Source organism: Bradyrhizobium pachyrhizi (assembly GCF_029714545.1).
In the GTDB taxonomy this organism is placed as follows: Bacteria; Pseudomonadota; Alphaproteobacteria; order Rhizobiales; family Xanthobacteraceae; genus Bradyrhizobium; species Bradyrhizobium pachyrhizi.
Window position 1 is genome coordinate 4,705,270 of sequence record NZ_CP121667.1, and the last position, 16,392, is coordinate 4,721,661.

Consider the following 16,392-nt stretch of genomic DNA (forward strand, 5'->3'; position numbering starts at 1 on the left):
AGAGCAAGCCCATGGCAAGCTTGGCGGAAGTGCGCAGAGAAGAGCCCGAGGAGGAGGTTTCTCCTATGGATCCGGTGGCGCGTCCTGAGGAATTGCGGCTCCTTGAAGCCCTGTTGTTTGCATCGGCCGAGCCGATCGATCAGGCAACGCTGGCAAAGCGGATGCCCGACGGCGTCGACGTCAAGGCGGCGCTCGCGCAGCTGCAGGCGGAATACGCGCCGCGCGGCGTCAACCTGGTGCGTGTCGCCAACAAGTGGACGTTCCGCACCGCCGGCGATCTGTCGTGGCTGATGACGCGCGAGAGCACCGAGACGCGGAAGCTGTCGCGTGCCGCGATCGAGGTGCTGGCGATCGTTGCCTATCACCAGCCGGTGACACGCGCCGAGATCGAAGAGATTCGCGGCGTGGTCACGTCGAAGGGCACGATCGATGTGCTGCTCGAGACCGGCTGGATCCGCCCGCGCGGCCGCCGCAAGACGCCGGGCCGACCGCTCACCTTCGGAACCACCGACGCGTTCCTGTCGCAGTTCAGCCTGGAAGCGCTCGGCGACCTGCCGGGGCTCGAGGAGCTGAAGGGCACGGGTCTGCTCGACTCGCGTCTGCCGACCGGATTTTCCGTTCCGTCGCCGTCGGATGACGCGACGCTGCGGGAGGACGAGGAGCCGCTCGAGCCGGGTGATACGCTGGAACTGCTGCTGGCGCCGGCCGTCGAGCCGGAAGCCGAGGAACCGAAAGCCGACGCAGAAACGACTGATGAGGTTGGGACTGCCGAGGTTGGGACTGCCGAGGTCGAAGCGACCGCCCAGGCGGAGGTCGAGGCGGACGTTGCCTCTGACGCGGATGCGGCCGAACCTGACGCCGGCGAGCCGGAAGACCGCGCCGACCACGCCGGTGATGACGCCGACACCGAGGACAAGGGCGAATAAGCCTGAATATTCCCGGTTAAGCCTAGCAATATTACGTAGCCGCGACAGCGATTTGCCGCGGCCGAGGTCCTTGTTTTTGACACCCCGCGGGCCTACCTTCCGGCAAAGTTCAGGCCGGTCCGCCGGCCATTTCTGGAGGGTTGCAGGATGGGTTCGTTGAGCATTTGGCACTGGATCGTCGTGATCGCAGTGGTCCTGCTGCTGTTCGGACGCGGCAAGATTTCTGATCTGATGGGTGACGTTGCCCAGGGCATCAAGGCCTTCAAGAAGGGCATGCAGGACGACGACAAGGTCGCCGAGAAGACCGAGCCCACCAAATCGATCGATCACAATGCGGCGCCGTCGGCCGCGCGCCAGGACGTCGGCAGCAAAGCCGTCTAACGCGCTTGTACTGACGCATATTTCGACGTTTTTTCTTGCGCGAAACGGTGACGCCGTCGCAGAGACGCGCTATGGACGCCGATTGAGAAAAGGCGCCGGCAGCCCCAGATCCTGTTGGGAGCGATGGGGCCGATGGCGGCGCGCTAGGCGGAAGAATTCATGTTCGATATCGGGTGGAGTGAACTGGTCGTCATCGCGGTCGTCGCGCTGATCGCCATCGGCCCGAAAGAACTGCCGGGCGTGCTGCGCATGGTCGGGCAATGGATGGGCAAGGCCCGCAAGATGGCCTCCGAATTCCAGGGCCAGTTCCAGGAAGCCATGCGCGAAGCCGAGATGGCCGACCTCAAAAAGAGCTTTGACGAGGTCAGGGAGGCCGCGACCGGCATCACCAGCGGCAACATCATGACGTCGCTGCAGAAGGACGTCAGCGACGCCCTGCAGATCGACAAGCCGGTCGATGCACAGGTCGCGTCCGCAGTCGACGCACCGGTGACGCCCACCACTCCTGCCGAGCCGACGCCGGAAACCTTCGTCGAGGCCGAGGCGCATGCGGCCGCGGGCGAGCCGCTTGCGATCACCAATGAGGTGAAGGGTGAGCCGGCGCCGCAGGACGTGACGCCGGCGCAGCCCGAAGTGCTCAAGGACGCGAGGGCGTCATGAGCGCCGAAGACATCGAGGCCAGCAAGGCCCCCTTGATGGATCACCTGATCGAGCTACGCTCGCGGCTGATCAAGGCGCTGCTCGGCTTCGGCGTGGCCTTCATTATCTGCTTCTTCTTCGCCAAGCAGATCTACAACGTGCTGGTCTGGCCATTCGTCTGGATCGCGGGGCCGGAGAATTCGAAATTCATCTACACCGCGCTGCTGGAATATTTCATCACCCAACTGAAGCTTGCGCTGTTCGGCGCGGGCTTCATCTCGTTTCCGATCGTCGCCACCCAGATCTACAAATTCGTCGCGCCCGGTCTCTACCGGCATGAGCGCAACGCGTTCCTGCCGTACCTGATCGCCACTCCAGTGTTCTTCGTGATGGGCGCGGCGCTGGTCTATTTCGTCGTGCTGCCGATGCTGGTGCGATTCTCGCTCGGCATGCAGCAGGCCGGCGGCGCGGAGACCGCGCAGATCCAGCTGCTGCCCAAGGTCGGCGAATATCTGTCGCTGATGATGTCGCTGATCTTCGCCTTCGGCATCGCATTCCAGCTGCCCGTGATCCTGACGCTGCTCGGCCGCATCGGCATCGTCACCTCGAAGATGCTGAAGGAGAAGCGGCGCTACTTCATCGTGATCGCCTTCATCATCGCCGCCGTGCTGACGCCGCCCGACGTGCTGAGCCAGGCCTCGCTCGCGATCCCGCTGCTCGCCCTCTACGAGGGCGCCATCATCGCGGTCCGGATCGTGGAAAAGAAGGCCGCGACCTCGAATGCCTCGTCCGGGGCGCCGTCGGCGACCAATCCCGCCGAATAAAGTGATTTCGCCTCACACTCGGCGTCATACCCCGCGAAAGCGGGGTCTCCAGTACGCCGCGGCCTCTCGGTGACACGCCGACGTCTCTGGAATGCTGGATCGCCCGCCTTCGCGGGCGATGACAGTTGTGCTAGTTGAGGCACGCCGCAAAACGTTGACATACAACGTCATCTGCCTGAGCGACGTTAGGACCCTGACTGCCATGCACGACATCAAAGCGATCCGCGACAACCCGACAGCCTTCGACGCCGGCCTGAAGCGCCGCGGGTTAGAGGCCCTGTCGCCGTCGCTGCTGGCGATCGACGAGAAGCGGCGTGCGGCGATCCTGGCGTCCGAGCAGGCCCAGGCGCGGCGCAATGCGGCCTCGAAGGAGATCGGCGAGGCCAAGAAGGCAAAGGACGAGGCGCGGGCGGCCACGCTGATGGCTGAAGTCGCCGAGCTGAAGACCACGATGCCGGAGCTCGAGCTGGCGGCGAAGACGGCCGATGAACAGCTGATCAAAGAGCTGTCGTCGATTCCGAACCTGCCGCTCGACGAGGTGCCCGACGGCACCGACGAGCACGGCAACGTCCAGCACCATGTGTACGGCAAGAAGCGCGACTACGGCTTTGCGCCGAAGCTGCATGACGATCTCGGCACCGCGCTGGGCGACATGGATTTCGAGGCGGCGGCGAAACTGTCCGGCGCACGCTTCGTCGTGCTGAAGAAAGGGCTGGCTCGGCTCGAGCGTGCGATCGGGCAGTTCATGCTCGATTTGCACACCGGCGAGCACGGCTACACCGAGATCAATCCGCCGCTGCTGGTGCGCGACGCCGTGATGTTCGGCACCGGTCAATTGCCGAAATTCGAGGACGACCAGTTCTGGGCGATCAAGGGCGAATTGCTCTCGGCACCGAATGCCGATCTGCGCGGCGAGCGCCTCGGCCTGATCCCGACCGCTGAAGTATCGCTGACCAACCTCGCGCGCGAATCCATCCTCGACGAGAAGGAGCTGCCGATGCGGCTCACCGCGCTGACGCCGTGCTTCCGCGCCGAGGCCGGCGCGGCGGGACGCGACACGCGCGGCATGATCCGCCAGCACCAGTTCACAAAGGTCGAGCTGGTGTCGATCACGACGCCGGAAGCCAGCAAGGATGAGCTGGAGCGCATGCTGTCCTGCGCCGAGCAGGTGCTGCAGAAGCTCGACCTGCATTATCGCGTGATGACGCTGTGCGCCGGCGACATGGGCTTCTCCGCGCAGAAGACCTACGACATCGAGGTGTGGATGCCGGGGCAGGGTGACGGCGGCGCCTATCGCGAGATTTCGAGCTGCTCGGTATGCGGCGATTTCCAGGCCCGCCGCATGGACGCGCGCTATCGCGGCCCCGACGGCAAGCCGCGCTTCGTGCATACGCTAAACGGCTCCGGCACGGCGGTCGGGCGCGCCCTGATCGCTGTGATGGAGACCTATCAGCAGAAGGATGGTTCGATCGCGGTGCCCGATGTGCTGCAGCCCTATATGGGCGGGCTCAAGGTCATCGAGCACGGCATGTGAGGCGAGGGCCAGTGTGATGCCGCTGCACCGTGACATCCACTGGCTAGGTCGACAATGGGCCGTCACGGGCCACGGTCTGCAGCTGATCAATCAGAAGCAGATGGGCTATTACGACATCGAGGCCGCGCGCCTGTGGGACGCGCGCGTGACCGAGGTGCAATCGAAGGCCTGGATCGACAGGCCCGACTTCGACAAGGCGCTGGAGATCGCGCGCGGCAAGTTCGCCCAGATGGCGCCGGCCGATCTGCCGCCACCGCCGCCACCGCCGGTCCGGGCGACGCCGCCGGCCGCGCCGCGCGCTCCGCTTGACGCGGCATCGGTGCCCTCGATCGAGGAGCTGCTGGCCAGGCTGAAATCGAAATCGGCTGCGACGGCGTCGGTCGCAAAACCGGCCGAGGCGCTCGCTCCCGTGCCGACCAAACCCGAACCGCTCAGGGTTGAGCCTCGGAAGGTCGAGCCGGCACGGTCCGAGCTCCCCCAAGCGGCTTCAGTCGCCCCCGAACCGTCCAGGGCTGAGCCTCGCGCGTTTGAAGCTCCGAAGGCCGAGTCGCTCACGACCGCATCCGCCAAAGCCGATCCCATGAAGGCCGATTGGGTCACGGCCGATCCCATCAAGTCCGAGCTCCCCACATCGGAGCTTCCGAAGCCCCCCCAGCCTGAGCCTCGCCAAACCGCACCAATTGCTCTTGAGCCGGCCAGGCCGGAAGCTCGGAGGGTTGAGCCGCCCAAGGTTGAAGCTCTCAAATCTGAAGCTCCCAAGGTTGAAGCAGAGCTTGAGCCTGCCAAGCCCGGGCCTCCAACGTCAGAAGCTGTCACGTCCCGGGGGCTCGGGGCCGAACTGCGTCAGACCCCACGGGTCAAAATGCCGGAGGCGCCGCGGCCAACGCCCGTGATCGCGGTTGTTCGGCGGCCGGCCAGAGCGGCCTGGCCGGTGTTCGAGCGCAAGATCGCCGGCAGCGCGCGATTTGTCCGTCCATGGCGCGTGACGTCGGCACGATGGCGCGGGCCATCGCCAGGTTTGCCTCCGCGGCCCTAGCCGGTTAAGACGGCAATCAACTCAAGAAACCGCAGCGTAAGATACCCGCGCCGAATCGGAACAAAAGGCACTTTGACGGATGCGAATTCTCTGCACCAATGATGACGGCATCCATGCTCCAGGCCTGCAGGTCGTCGAGCAGATCGCACGCGCGTTGTCCGACGACGTCTGGATCGTTGCCCCCGAGCTCGATCAGTCCGGCGTCTCGCATTCGCTGTCGCTCAACGATCCGCTGCGTCTGCGCGAAGTCAGCCCGCGTCACTTCGCGGTGCGCGGCACGCCGACCGATTGCGTCATCATGGGTGCGCGGCACATTCTCGGAGACAAGCTGCCGGATCTCGTGCTGAGCGGCGTCAACAAGGGCCGCAACGTCGCCGAGGACGTGGTCTATTCCGGCACCATCGCCGGCGCGCTGGAAGGCACTATTCTGGGCTTTCCGTCATTCGCGCTGTCGCAGGAATTCTCGATCGAGACGCGCAACGCGCCGCTGTGGGACACCGCGCTGAGATTCGGGCCCGACATCATCCGCAAGGTGATCGGCGCCGGCGTCCCCAGGAACACCGTCATCAACGTCAACTTCCCGTCCTGCATGCCCGATGACGTGAAAGGCATCCGGATCACGCGGCAGGGCAAACGCAATCAGGGTTTCCTGAAGATCGATCGCCGTCACGACGGACGCGGCAATCCGTATTTCTGGATCGGCTTCGAGCGCGCGGCGATGATGGATGCGCCGGCCGAAGGCACCGATCTCGCCGCGCTTGCGGCGCGCTACGTCTCGGTCACACCGCTGCGGCTCGACCGCACCGATGAAGCATTTTCGGAAACGCTGATTGATACGCTGAAGTAATCCTCGGGGAATCTGTAGCCCGGATGGAGCGAAGCGAAATCCGGGACCCGTGTTGTGAAGTCCCCGGATTACGCTTCGCTCCATCCGCGCTACGCGCGCAACTTGCCGTTAAACCGGCGCGCCCTTCATCGCGCTGGAGATCACTTGGGCCAGCGTTTCCAGCTGGAAGGGCTTTTGCAGAGCCGGACGGTCGCGGTACTCCGGAGGCAGGCCGGACGAGCCATAGCCGGTCGCGAAGATGAAGGGGCGGTTGCGGGCGTTGATCAGTTCGGCGACCGGGGTGATCACCTTGCCATTGACGTTGACGTCAAGGATCGCGAGGTCGAATTCGGTCGATTGCGCAAGCTTGACCGCTTCGCCGATTTCGCCGGCCTCGGCCGCGACGCTATGGCCGAGTTCCTCCAGCATATCGGCGACCATCATCCGGATCATGACCTCGTCCTCTACGAGGAAAACTGAACAGCCCGCCGGCCGTATCGCTGTCATGATGGAATCCTTGCCCTTCCCTGAATTAGGCTCGCAAATAACATTACAGCGCGCAATGCAAACGTTTGGGAATTGGTCCTTTTCCAGCGCGCCACAGCGTTTGCCGCATCGCCGTGGCCGGCTTTGTTGCGCAAGATTTGCCCAACAGCCAACGGGGTGTGTTGGCCCTACGAGAGCCCTGATCTGCGCCACCCAGACGTTAACTGCGCATCGCCGCCGATTATATGTGAGGGAGCCGGGCCGGCGCCAATGCCAAATCTGGCGATGGTTCCTGGCCGGGAACAAAACGCGACGGGAAATTTTTCCTTAACGCGGCATTTCGGATTTCGATGGCATCTAGAGGGCAAGATTCCGCGCTGCCGCCCAGAGACGCTGATGAACATGGCCGTGAACCCCGATCCGACCGAGAAGATGATGTTTCAGCTGACCCTGCGGCGGCGCGGGGTGAGCGATCAGGCCGTGCTGCGTACGATGGAGGAGGTGCCGCGCGAGGTCTTCGTCGATCCGCGCGATCGCAACGAGGCCTATCGCGACAGCGCGCTTGCGATCGCCTGCGGGCAGACCATCAGCCAGCCTTTCGTCGTGGCCTACATGACCGAGCAGTTGCAACTGCAGAAGGACCATCGCGTGCTCGAGATCGGCACCGGCTCGGGCTATCAGGCGGCCGTGCTGTCCCGGTTGTGCAAGCAGGTGCTGACCATCGAGCGCTACCGGACGCTAGCCGACGGCGCCCGCAAGCGCCTCGAAAAGCTGGGCTATTACAATATCGAGGTGCTGCTCGGGGACGGCTTCGACGTTCCGGCCGGGGCAGGCGACTTCGACCGCATCATCGTCACCGCGGCGATGGAGCAAATCCCGGAGAAGCTCTTGGAGCGGCTCGAACCCGGCGGCATCCTGATCGCCCCGGTCGGGCCGCATCAGGGTACCCAGACCCTCGTCCGCGTGGTGCGGACCGAGAACGGCTTCGACCGCAAGGAACTGGTCGACGTCCGCTTTGTGCCGGCGCTGCCGGGAATCGCGCGCGAATTGTAAATTCGGCGATTTGCTGCTTGGCACCAACGCCTTATTCGCAGGGTTAAGCGGTTATTTACTCGGTACGTGTTTACTCAAAACAGTCTTTTGTTGCGTACGAGTGAGTAACCATGTCCGGGGTTGTTGAGTTGCTTCGCTCGCGTCGCGTACCGCAGGTTGCGGTGCTGACGCTGATGTCCATGGCTTTTGCCGGTTGCAGCGCCGATATGTCGTCGCGCTTCTCGCAAAACTCCTACTCGCAAAATCCGTTTGCGTTTGATCCGCAGCCGACCGGCACCGTGCAGCAGGCGCCGCCGCCGCGCGAGTTGCCGCAATACGCGCGGCCGCGAACGCAACCGCAGTATTCGCAATATCAGTCACAGCCGTTGCCGCCGCCGGTCGCCGCCGCGCCGCAGTCCTATCCGGTCGCCAACGGCAATGCCGGCGTCTCCGGAGGAGGGCGCGGGGTCTCGTCCTACACGCCGCCGCCCGCGCGTCCGCAGATCGAATCCACCGGCACCGTTCCGCATTCGGTCGCAGCAGCCCATGCCGGGCATAGCGGCACGACCATCATCGTCGGCACCAGCGACACCCTGGAAGTGCTGGCGCGCCGCTACAACGTCTCGACCGCCGAGATCCTGCGCGCCAACGGCTACAAGGGACCGCGCGCGCTGTCGCCCGGCCAGCAGCTGGTCATTCCGCGCCCGACGGCGTCGGCCGCAGCGCCGGCGCTGGCCGCACCCGCCGCGCGCCCCGTCGCCGTGGCGGCCGCGCCTGCCGGCGTCCACTATGTCAATCGCGGCGACACGCTGCACAGCATCGCGCGCCAGCACCACATTCCCGTAGCCGAGCTCGCCCGCGCCAACAATCTCGACCAGTCGGCCCGGCTCAGCCTCGGCATGAAGCTCGTGGTGCCCGGCGCCAAGACGGCGATGGCGGCGCCCGCGCCCGTTGCGCAACCCGTTGCTGCCGCGCCGGTTGCGGCTGTGGCTCCGGCACCGGCGGTCGCAGCCCCGAAGGTCGTTGCAACCGCGCTGCCGCAGCAGAGCGCGCGGCTGGTCCAGCCGACCGCGACGGTCGAACAGCCGGCGGCTGCCGCTGAAGCGCCCGTCGTCACCAAGTCGAGCGAGGCCACCGGCGCGTTGCCGACCTTCCGCTGGCCGGTGCGCGGCAAGGTCATCACCGCTTACGGCTCGAAGACCAACGGCAAGGTCAATGACGGCATCAACGTCGCGGTGCCCGAGGGTACGCCGGTGAAGGCTGCCGAAGACGGCGTCGTCGCCTACTCGGGCAATGAGCTGAAGGGCTACGGCAATCTCGTGCTGGTTCGCCATTCCAATGGCTACGTCACCGCCTATGCCCATGCGAGCGAAATCCTGGTGAAACGCGGCGATACCATCAAGCGCGGTCAGGTGATTGCCAAGTCGGGCCAGAGCGGCGAGGCGGGCTCGCCGCAGCTCCACTTCGAGATCCGCAAGGGATCGTCGCCGGTCGATCCGCTCCAGTTCCTCAACGGCGCGTAAGCTACGCGTCGGGACTTCAAGGGACTTCCAAGTCTCACAACAAAGATAGCGGGGGAGGCGCAAGCCTCCCCCGTTTTGTTTTGACGATCGCTGCGACAATGACTTGCCGCTCAGCCGCGGTAGCCCGGATGGAGCGAAGCGAAATCCGGGAGCTCACTCGCGGAGTGCACCGATCCCGGATTGCGCTGCGCTCCATCCGGACTGCATAGGCGGTGACGGAAGGGCTATGCGTCTGATTGCCTGTTAGTTGCCGCTCAGCCGCACACCGAGCCGGCCCGCCAGTTCCTGCGTGTACTGCCAGGCCACGCGGCCGGAGCGCGATCCGCGCGTGGTCGACCATTCGAGCGCCTCGCGCTCGAGTTCGTCGTCGGCGATCTTGATGCCGTAATGGTCGCAATAGCCCTTCACCATCGCGAGGTATTCGTCCTGGCTGCAGCGATGGAAGCCGAGCCAGAGGCCGAAGCGGTCCGACAGCGACACCTTTTCCTCGACCGCTTCGCCGGGATTGATCGCGGTCGAGCGTTCGTTCTCGATCATCTCGCGCGCCAGCAGATGCCGCCGGTTCGAGGTCGCATAGAGGATGACGTTGTCGGGGCGTCCCTCGATGCCACCTTCCAGCACCGCCTTCAGCGACTTGTACGAGGCATCGTTGCCATCGAAGGAGAGGTCGTCGCAAAACACGATGAAGCGGAAAGAGGAGCTGCGCAGCAGCTCCATCAGGCCGGGCAGGCTCTCGATGTCCTCGCGGTGGATCTCGATCAGCTTCAGCCGGTCGGCCGGCTTGCGGTCGACATTGATGCTGGCATGCGCGGCCTTGACCAGCGACGACTTGCCCATGCCGCGGGCGCCCCAGAGCAGCGCATTGTTGGCGGGCAGGCCATCGGCGAAGCGCTCGGTGTTCTCGATCAGGATATCGCGCATCCGGTCGACGCCCTTGAGCAGGCCGATCTCGACACGGCTGACGCGCGGCACCGGGGCGAGGCGCCCGTCCGGATGCCAGACGAAGGCGTCCGCGGCACTGAGCGACTCGGCCGGATCGGCGGCCGGGGAGGCGGCCGCGAGGCGGCTCGCGATGGTCTCCAGGGCGTTTGCGATCCGCTCGGCGGTCGTGCCGTCGAGCGGCGTTACCGGGCTTTTTGTCGCGGCTTTTGCGGCGCTGTTGGCGGCGGCTCTGGGGGCTATTTTGCGGGCTGTTTTACTGGTGGATTTCTTGGCTTTTTTCGGCATTTGTCCAGTTCCTGACGGCGCAGCCTTATCGGGCTGGCGGCGGTCCCGCAAGCGCCCTAAATGAAGGTCCGTTAACGTTGCAATTGGGACCGCGGCCGCTATAGTCCGCGCGAATTTGTCCGGACCGCCATACCGTCCCGAATCCGAGGGCGCTGCCGGTCCTTTCCCGTCTTATCCGAGGATCGTCCGAATGCTGATTACTCCTGCGTTTGCCCAGGCTGGAGCGACTGGTGACACCAACAGCATGTTGATGTCGCTGCTGCCATTCGCGCTGATCTTCGTCATCATGTACTTCCTGATTCTGCGCCCGCAGCAGAAGAAGGTGCGCGACCATGCGGACCTCGTGAAGAACATCCGCCGCGGCGACACCGTGGTGACCTCGGGCGGCCTCGTCGGCAAGGTGACCAAGGTGGTCGACGACGACCAGATCGAGTTCGAGATTTCGGACGGCGTGCGCGTGCGCCAGATGCGCCAGATGATCTCGGGTGTGCGTACCAAGGGTGAGCCGGCGAAGGGCGACGCCAAGGACGAGGCGTCCGCGAGCTGATTGCCGCGGCGCCTTTTTGGAATCTGACGGGTCAACTCGATGTTGTATTTCACGCGGTGGCGAGCGCTGGGGATTATCCTGACAGCGCTGGTGGTCTGCCTGTGCGCCGTGCCCAATTTCTTCCCCGAAGCGCAGGTGAAGACCTGGCCGGCCTGGGCGCAGCGGCGCCTGGTCCTCGGCCTCGATTTGCAGGGCGGCTCGTATTTGCTGCTCGAAGTCGACTCCAACTACGTGAAGAAGGAGAAGCTCGACCAGATCCGCGACGATGTCCGGAAGGTGCTTCGTGAAGCCAAGATCGGCTACACCGGCCTCGTGGTCCGCAACGACGCGGTGGAAGTCCGCATCTCCAAGGAAGGCGACCAGGCGACGGCGTTGTCGAAGCTCCGCGAGCTGTCGCAGCCGCTCGGCGGCCTGCTCGGCTCCAGCGGCCAGCGCAGCCTTGAGGTTGAGGACGCGGGCGGCGGCCTGATCCGCCTGAAGGTGCCGCAGGCCGCGGTCACCGAGCGAATCCGGCAGACCATCGAGCAATCGATCCAGATCGTCGAACGGCGCGTCAACGAGCTCGGCACGGTCGAGCCGGTGATCCAGCGCCAGGGCACCGACCGCATCCTGGTCCAGGTGCCGGGCCTGCAGGATCCGACCCGCCTGAAGGAGCTGCTCGGCAAGACCGCGAAGATGGAATTCCGCATGGTCGACAGCTCGGTGTCGCCGGACCAGGCCCAGCAGGGCCGCCTGCCGCCGGACTCCGAACTCTTGATGAGCGCGTCACCGCCGCCGGTTCCGTATGTCGTCAAGAAACAGGTTCTGGTTTCCGGAGGCGAACTGTCCGATGCACAGCCCGGCTTTGACCAGCGCACCGGCGAGGCGATCGTCAGCTTCAAGTTCAACACGTCGGGAGCGCGCAAATTTGCGCAGGCGACGGCCGAAAACGTCGGCCAGCCGTTTGCGATCGTGCTCGACAACAAGGTGATCTCGGCGCCCGTGATCCGTGAGCCGATCACCGGCGGACAGGGCCAGATCTCCGGCAGCTTCACCGTGCAGTCGGCCAACGATCTGGCGATCCTGATGCGCGCCGGCGCGCTGCCGGCGCCGCTGACCGTGATCGAGGAGCGTACCGTCGGTCCCGGCCTCGGACAGGACTCGATCGAGAAGGGCGAGCTCGCAGCCTATGTCGGCTCGATCCTGGTCATCGTGTTCATGCTGATCACCTATCGGCTGTTCGGCGTGTTCGCCAACATCGCGGTGGCGATCAACGTCGCCATGATTTTCGGACTGCTGTCGCTGCTCAACGCCACGCTGACGTTGCCGGGCATCGCCGGCATCGTGCTGACCGTCGGCATCGCGGTCGACTCCAACGTGCTGATCTACGAGCGCATCCGCGAGGAATTGCGCGGCGGCCGCAACGCGATCTCGGCGATCGACGCCGGCTTCAAGCGGGCATTGGCGACCATCCTCGACTCCAACATCACCACCTTCATCGCCGCCGCCGTGCTGTTCTACATCGGCACCGGACCGGTCCGCGGCTTTGCCGTGACGCTCGGCATCGGCATCATCACCACGGTGTTCACCGCCTTTACCCTGACGCGCCTGATCGTCGCCGGCTGGGTGCGGTGGAAGCGGCCGCAAACCGTGCCGATCTGAGAGGCCTGTTGTGACTCATACCGTTCTCATTGGCCTTGGCATCCTGATCGCCGTCTTGACCGTGGTCGCGGCGCTCGGCCTGCTGCCGGCGCTGCGCATCGTGCCGGACGACACGCATTTCGACTTCACCCGCTTTCGCCGCATCAGCTTCCCGATCTCGGCGCTGCTCTCGATCCTTGCCATCACGCTGTTCTTCACCCACGGCCTGAATTTCGGCATCGACTTCAAGGGCGGCACGCTGCTGGAGGTGCAGGCCAAGTCCGGCACCGCCGACATCGCCGCGATGCGCACGACCTTGAACGGCCTTGGCCTCGGCGAGGTGCAGCTGCAGCAGTTCGGCGGTCCGGCGGAAGTCCTGATCCGCGTTGCCGAGCAGCCCGGCGGCGACAAGGCGCAGCAGGATGCAGTGACGAAAGTGCGCGGCGCGCTCGGCGAATCCGTCGACTACCGTCGCGTCGAGGTGGTGGGACCGCGCGTCTCCGGCGAACTGCTGGCCTACGGCATGATCGGCCTGATGTTCGCGATCATGGGCATCCTGATCTACCTCTGGTTCCGGTTCGAATGGCAGTTCGCACTCGGCGCCATGATCGCCAACGTCCACGACATCGTGCTCACGATCGGCTTCATGTCGATCACCCAGGTCGATTTCGACCTCACCAGCATCGCGGCGCTGCTGACGATTCTCGGTTATTCGCTCAACGATACCGTCGTCATCTACGACCGTATCCGCGAGATGCTGCGGCGCTACAAGAAGATGCCGATGCCGCAGCTGCTGAACGAATCGATCAATTCGACGCTGTCGCGCTCGATCATCACCCACGTCACCGTGACGCTGGCTTTGCTCGCACTGCTGCTGTTCGGCGGCCAGGCGATCCACAGCTTCACCGCGGTCATGATGTTCGGCGTGGTGCTGGTCGGCACCTACACATCGATCTTTATCGCGGCGCCGATTCTGATCTATCTCGGTGTTCACACCACGCGGGGTGGAGACGCGGCGCAGGACGCGCCGGCAAAGAAGCCGGACACGGCGGCAGCCAAGAAGTAGCCGGTCATGAGCAACTCCTCGGACGCTCCCCATCTTCCGAGGTCGGCGCCGATCGAGGCCTACGGCAAGGGCGGCTTCGCGTTTGCCGATATGTCGCACCGCGGCTCGCTCTTGTGCCTGCCTGACTCGATCTGGGCCTGGCCGGTGACCAGGCCGCAGGAGATCGACGAATACTCGCTGCAAAAGGTGTTCGCGGCCGCCAATGCGATCGACACACTGATCGTCGGCACCGGCACCGACGTCTGGGTCCCGCCAAAGGGCTTGCGTGAGGCCCTGCGGGCCGTGCGGGTGGTGCTCGATCCGATGCAGACGGGACCTGCGATCCGCACCTACAACATCATGCTGGGCGAACGGCGTCGCGTCGCGGCGGCGCTGATCGCGGTGCCATGAGCGCGATGGAGGCACCGAAGGACGGCGCGGCCTTCTGCGCCGATCTGGTGCGGAGCCATGACTTCGTGCGCTACGCGTCGACCCTGTTCCTGCCGGGTCCGGAACGGCGGGCGATGCTTGCGATCTACGCATTCAACATTGAGGTCTCGCGCGTGCACGCGCAGGTCAGCCAGCCGCTGCCCGGCGAGATGCGGCTGCAATGGTGGACCGACATGCTGGCCGGCGCGGGCCATGGCGGCGTCGAGGGCAATCCGGTTGCGGCAGAACTGCTGCACACGATCCGCAATCACCGTCTGCCGGTCTCGCCATTCTCGCGGCTGGTCGAGGAACACCAGTTCGATCTCTACAACGACCCGATGTCGTCGCTGGCCGCGCTCGAGGGCTATCTCGACGCCACGGCCTCAGTGCTGTTCTCGCAGGCCACGCGTGTGGTGGCGCGGCCGTCGGAGGCGATCGATCACCTGGCCCGTCATGCGGGTCTTGCCCAGGGCATGGCGCAAGTCATCGCTTCGCTCGGCCGCGACGCCTCACGGCATCAGCTGTTTCTGCCGTTACAGCTGCTGCAGCAGAACGGCGGCAGCAAGGAGGAGGTGTTCGCCGGCAAGGTGACGCCGAACATCCGTGCCGCGATCGATCAGCTTGCGGACGAGGCGCAGGGCCATCTCAAGACCGCATTCGGGCTGCTTGCGGATGTCCCGTCCGGCGTGAGGCCGATCTTCCTGCCGCTCGCTTGCGTGAGGCGCGATTTGAACAGGGCGAGGAGGGAGGACTACGACCCGTTCCTGCCGAAGCCGGTCTCGCGCCTGCGGACGCTCTGGACGTTGTGGCGAGCCGCGCGCACGGAGGAGTTCGGTCGCTAGCTCTGCTCTTTCGCGATGTGCTTGGTGAAGATCCGGATCGTTGTGCCCCTGACGATCCGACCGCTGTCATAGATGTCGGATGCGATCTGTTCGACCGCGTCGCGCAGCGCGACGAACTGCGCCTGCCGCGCCATGCTCGCCGTTCCGCGCGTGCCGGCCAGCTCGTCCAACGCGGCGTCGCTGATCTGGCATTCGATTTCCTGGTCGCCGTTCATCATGGTGAATCCGAACGCCAGTCGTTCGGAATCGTATCCCCCGATCCGGCCACGGGTGAGTGGCATTAAACTTGTCCCTTGAGCGCGCTACCCCTCGCAAAGAGTGGAGCTTCGCGCCGCGTTTGTCGAGGGCCACGCGCCGAGAAGCGCGCGCTAACCCGCCGGCCGGTCCATCTCGGCGACTTCAAAATTGAAGCGGTCGCGCAGATTCTTGCGTTGCTCGAGGATGTCCTTGAGGAACTCGCGATCGGCGTCGCTGCGCATCATCGGCTCGATCAGGTCGATCTGGTTCATGGCGACGAGCTGCAGGATTTCGGTGCGCGGTTTGCCGGCGGCATCGCGCGGCAGCGCGTGCACGACCTGGATGTGTTCGGGCGGCTTGACGCCCCTGGCCGCGGTAAGCTCGTTGCGCAGCGTCTTTTCCAGCGCGGACTGGTCCGCCTCGACGAAGGCGTAGAGTCCGACGCCGACGCGCCGGTCGGCAAAGGCGACGATCGCGGTGTCGCGCACCTGCGGATTCCTGCGGATCAGATCGATCAATACCGGGGCGTCGTTGACCAGCCTCCGGCCGCCGCCTTCGCGGTCGGTGAAATTGAAGATGCCGCGCGTGATCGCCTGATAGACCTTCTTGCCGGTCTTGAGCCAGATGCTGGCGACCGCGGACTTCTTGGCGAGCACCTTGCGCTCCTTCGGCGTCAACGCCTCCGGCGCGTAACTGCGCTTGTGCTTCAACAGATGCCGCAGATCCTCATAGGCGGCGATGCGGAACAGTCGGCTGCGGGTCTTGAAGCAGGCGGCAAGCTGGAAGTCGGTGAGGTAGGCGCGGCCATCGCGGCCGACCAGCCAGTTCTGCTCCTTGGCGAGATCGTTGTGGCAGATGCCGGCGCGATGCAGCTTGCGCAACGCCGCCTTGGCGGAACGAAAATAGGCGACGTCGCCGTGCGGCTTCGCCAGATGCAGCGCCGCGCCATCGATGAAGCCGCGCACCAGTGCGCGACGGCCGGCCCACAACAGCTTCGGCCCGACGTCGAGATCGCGCGCCAAGGCCAGCGCGCGGCGCTCGCGCGAGAACAGATGCAGCGCCAGGGCGAACGACCAGAACGGCACCTGATCGAGCCGACGCAGCACGCCGTCGACCTCGCCGTCATCGGCGCGGAAGCGGCCGCGCTCGACGGTCGAGAACACGTCGCGCTTGAGCAGCACGCCCTGGCTCCACCGCACCGACAGGGTGGCGTCATCGTCTTTCGGCAAGCTCATGAC

17 protein-coding genes and 1 pseudogene are annotated in these 16,392 nt (G+C 65.0%); 14 read left to right on the forward strand and 4 right to left on the reverse strand.

The window, feature by feature from the left end:
* Positions 1 to 11: 11 nt before the first annotated feature.
* The 7 genes and pseudogenes from scpB to surE form a co-directional block, all read left to right on the forward strand.
* Positions 12 to 857: pseudogene (gene scpB / locus QA639_RS22045) on the forward strand (SMC-Scp complex subunit ScpB); the annotation flags it as partial.
* 216 nt (positions 858 to 1,073) lie between these two features.
* On the forward strand, positions 1,074 to 1,307 hold the full coding sequence (locus tag QA639_RS22050; RefSeq protein ID WP_028332136.1) for a twin-arginine translocase TatA/TatE family subunit: 234 nt from the start codon (positions 1,074 to 1,076) through the stop codon (positions 1,305 to 1,307).
* 159 nt (positions 1,308 to 1,466) lie between these two features.
* The gene (gene tatB / locus QA639_RS22055; protein WP_157345040.1) at positions 1,467 to 1,967 is read left to right on the forward strand and encodes a Sec-independent protein translocase protein TatB; all 501 of its coding nucleotides are present in this window, start codon (positions 1,467 to 1,469) and stop codon (positions 1,965 to 1,967) included.
* Positions 1,964 to 2,770 (forward strand): twin-arginine translocase subunit TatC, encoded by an 807-nt coding sequence (gene tatC, locus QA639_RS22060; protein ID WP_028332134.1) that lies wholly within the window; start codon positions 1,964 to 1,966, stop codon positions 2,768 to 2,770. Before tatB ends, tatC begins: the two co-directional genes overlap by 4 nt.
* A 202-nt stretch (positions 2,771 to 2,972) precedes the next feature.
* A complete protein-coding gene (gene serS / locus QA639_RS22065; RefSeq protein ID WP_157345042.1) occupies positions 2,973 to 4,304 on the forward strand; it encodes a serine--tRNA ligase in 1,332 nt (443 codons plus the stop codon).
* 16 nt (positions 4,305 to 4,320) lie between these two features.
* Positions 4,321 to 5,340 carry a hypothetical protein gene (locus QA639_RS22070; protein ID WP_157345044.1) on the forward strand — a complete coding sequence of 340 codons (1,020 nt, stop codon included), beginning with the start codon at positions 4,321 to 4,323 and terminating at the stop codon, positions 5,338 to 5,340.
* Positions 5,341 to 5,419: 79 nt separating this feature from the next.
* A complete protein-coding gene (gene surE / locus QA639_RS22075; protein WP_157345047.1) occupies positions 5,420 to 6,187 on the forward strand; it encodes a 5'/3'-nucleotidase SurE in 768 nt (255 codons plus the stop codon).
* Between the two features lie 108 nt (positions 6,188 to 6,295).
* Here surE and QA639_RS22080 read toward each other — a convergent pair whose 3' ends face one another.
* Complete coding sequence (locus QA639_RS22080) at positions 6,296 to 6,673, reverse strand: response regulator (RefSeq protein ID WP_026192734.1); 378 nt, start codon at positions 6,671 to 6,673, stop codon at positions 6,296 to 6,298.
* A 375-nt stretch (positions 6,674 to 7,048) separates the two neighbouring features.
* Between QA639_RS22080 and QA639_RS22085 the strand changes: the two genes are divergently transcribed.
* On the forward strand, positions 7,049 to 7,705 hold the full coding sequence (locus QA639_RS22085) for a protein-L-isoaspartate(D-aspartate) O-methyltransferase (RefSeq protein ID WP_050384337.1): 657 nt from the start codon (positions 7,049 to 7,051) through the stop codon (positions 7,703 to 7,705).
* Between the two features lie 110 nt (positions 7,706 to 7,815).
* Positions 7,816 to 9,207: a LysM peptidoglycan-binding domain-containing M23 family metallopeptidase gene (locus QA639_RS22090; RefSeq protein ID WP_157345049.1), complete on the forward strand. Its 1,392-nt coding sequence runs from the start codon at positions 7,816 to 7,818 to the stop codon at positions 9,205 to 9,207.
* A 243-nt stretch (positions 9,208 to 9,450) separates the two neighbouring features.
* On the opposite strand, the gene QA639_RS22095 is transcribed toward QA639_RS22090, so the two are convergent.
* Complete coding sequence (locus tag QA639_RS22095) at positions 9,451 to 10,434, reverse strand: ATP-binding protein (RefSeq protein WP_157345051.1); 984 nt, start codon at positions 10,432 to 10,434, stop codon at positions 9,451 to 9,453.
* A gap of 190 nt (positions 10,435 to 10,624) precedes the next feature.
* Between QA639_RS22095 and yajC the strand changes: the two genes are divergently transcribed.
* The 5 genes from yajC to QA639_RS22120 are packed head-to-tail and all read left to right on the forward strand — an operon-like array spanning position 10,625 to position 14,917.
* Positions 10,625 to 10,981, forward strand: a complete 357-nt coding sequence (gene yajC / locus QA639_RS22100) for a preprotein translocase subunit YajC (protein ID WP_026192737.1) — start codon at positions 10,625 to 10,627, stop codon at positions 10,979 to 10,981.
* A gap of 39 nt (positions 10,982 to 11,020) precedes the next feature.
* Positions 11,021 to 12,622: a protein translocase subunit SecD gene (gene secD / locus QA639_RS22105; protein ID WP_028332127.1), complete on the forward strand. Its 1,602-nt coding sequence runs from the start codon at positions 11,021 to 11,023 to the stop codon at positions 12,620 to 12,622.
* Between the two features lie 10 nt (positions 12,623 to 12,632).
* Entirely contained in the window at positions 12,633 to 13,667 is a 1,035-nt protein-coding gene (gene secF / locus QA639_RS22110; protein ID WP_028332126.1) for a protein translocase subunit SecF, read from the forward strand.
* 6 nt (positions 13,668 to 13,673) lie between these two features.
* Complete coding sequence (locus QA639_RS22115) at positions 13,674 to 14,057, forward strand: Mth938-like domain-containing protein (RefSeq protein WP_018271534.1); 384 nt, start codon at positions 13,674 to 13,676, stop codon at positions 14,055 to 14,057.
* On the forward strand, positions 14,054 to 14,917 hold the full coding sequence (locus QA639_RS22120) for a phytoene/squalene synthase family protein (RefSeq protein WP_283087410.1): 864 nt from the start codon (positions 14,054 to 14,056) through the stop codon (positions 14,915 to 14,917). Before QA639_RS22115 ends, QA639_RS22120 begins: the two co-directional genes overlap by 4 nt.
* Here the strand turns inward: QA639_RS22120 and QA639_RS22125 are convergent.
* Positions 14,914 to 15,135, reverse strand: coding sequence for a DUF1488 family protein (locus QA639_RS22125; protein WP_244481965.1), 222 nt, complete (start codon positions 15,133 to 15,135; stop codon positions 14,914 to 14,916). The two genes, QA639_RS22120 and QA639_RS22125, sit on opposite strands and share 4 nt — an antisense overlap.
* 150 nt (positions 15,136 to 15,285) lie before the next feature.
* Positions 15,286 to 16,389, reverse strand: a complete 1,104-nt coding sequence (locus tag QA639_RS22130; protein WP_283087411.1) for a serine/threonine protein kinase — start codon at positions 16,387 to 16,389, stop codon at positions 15,286 to 15,288.
* Between the last annotated feature and the right edge of the window lie 3 nt (positions 16,390 to 16,392).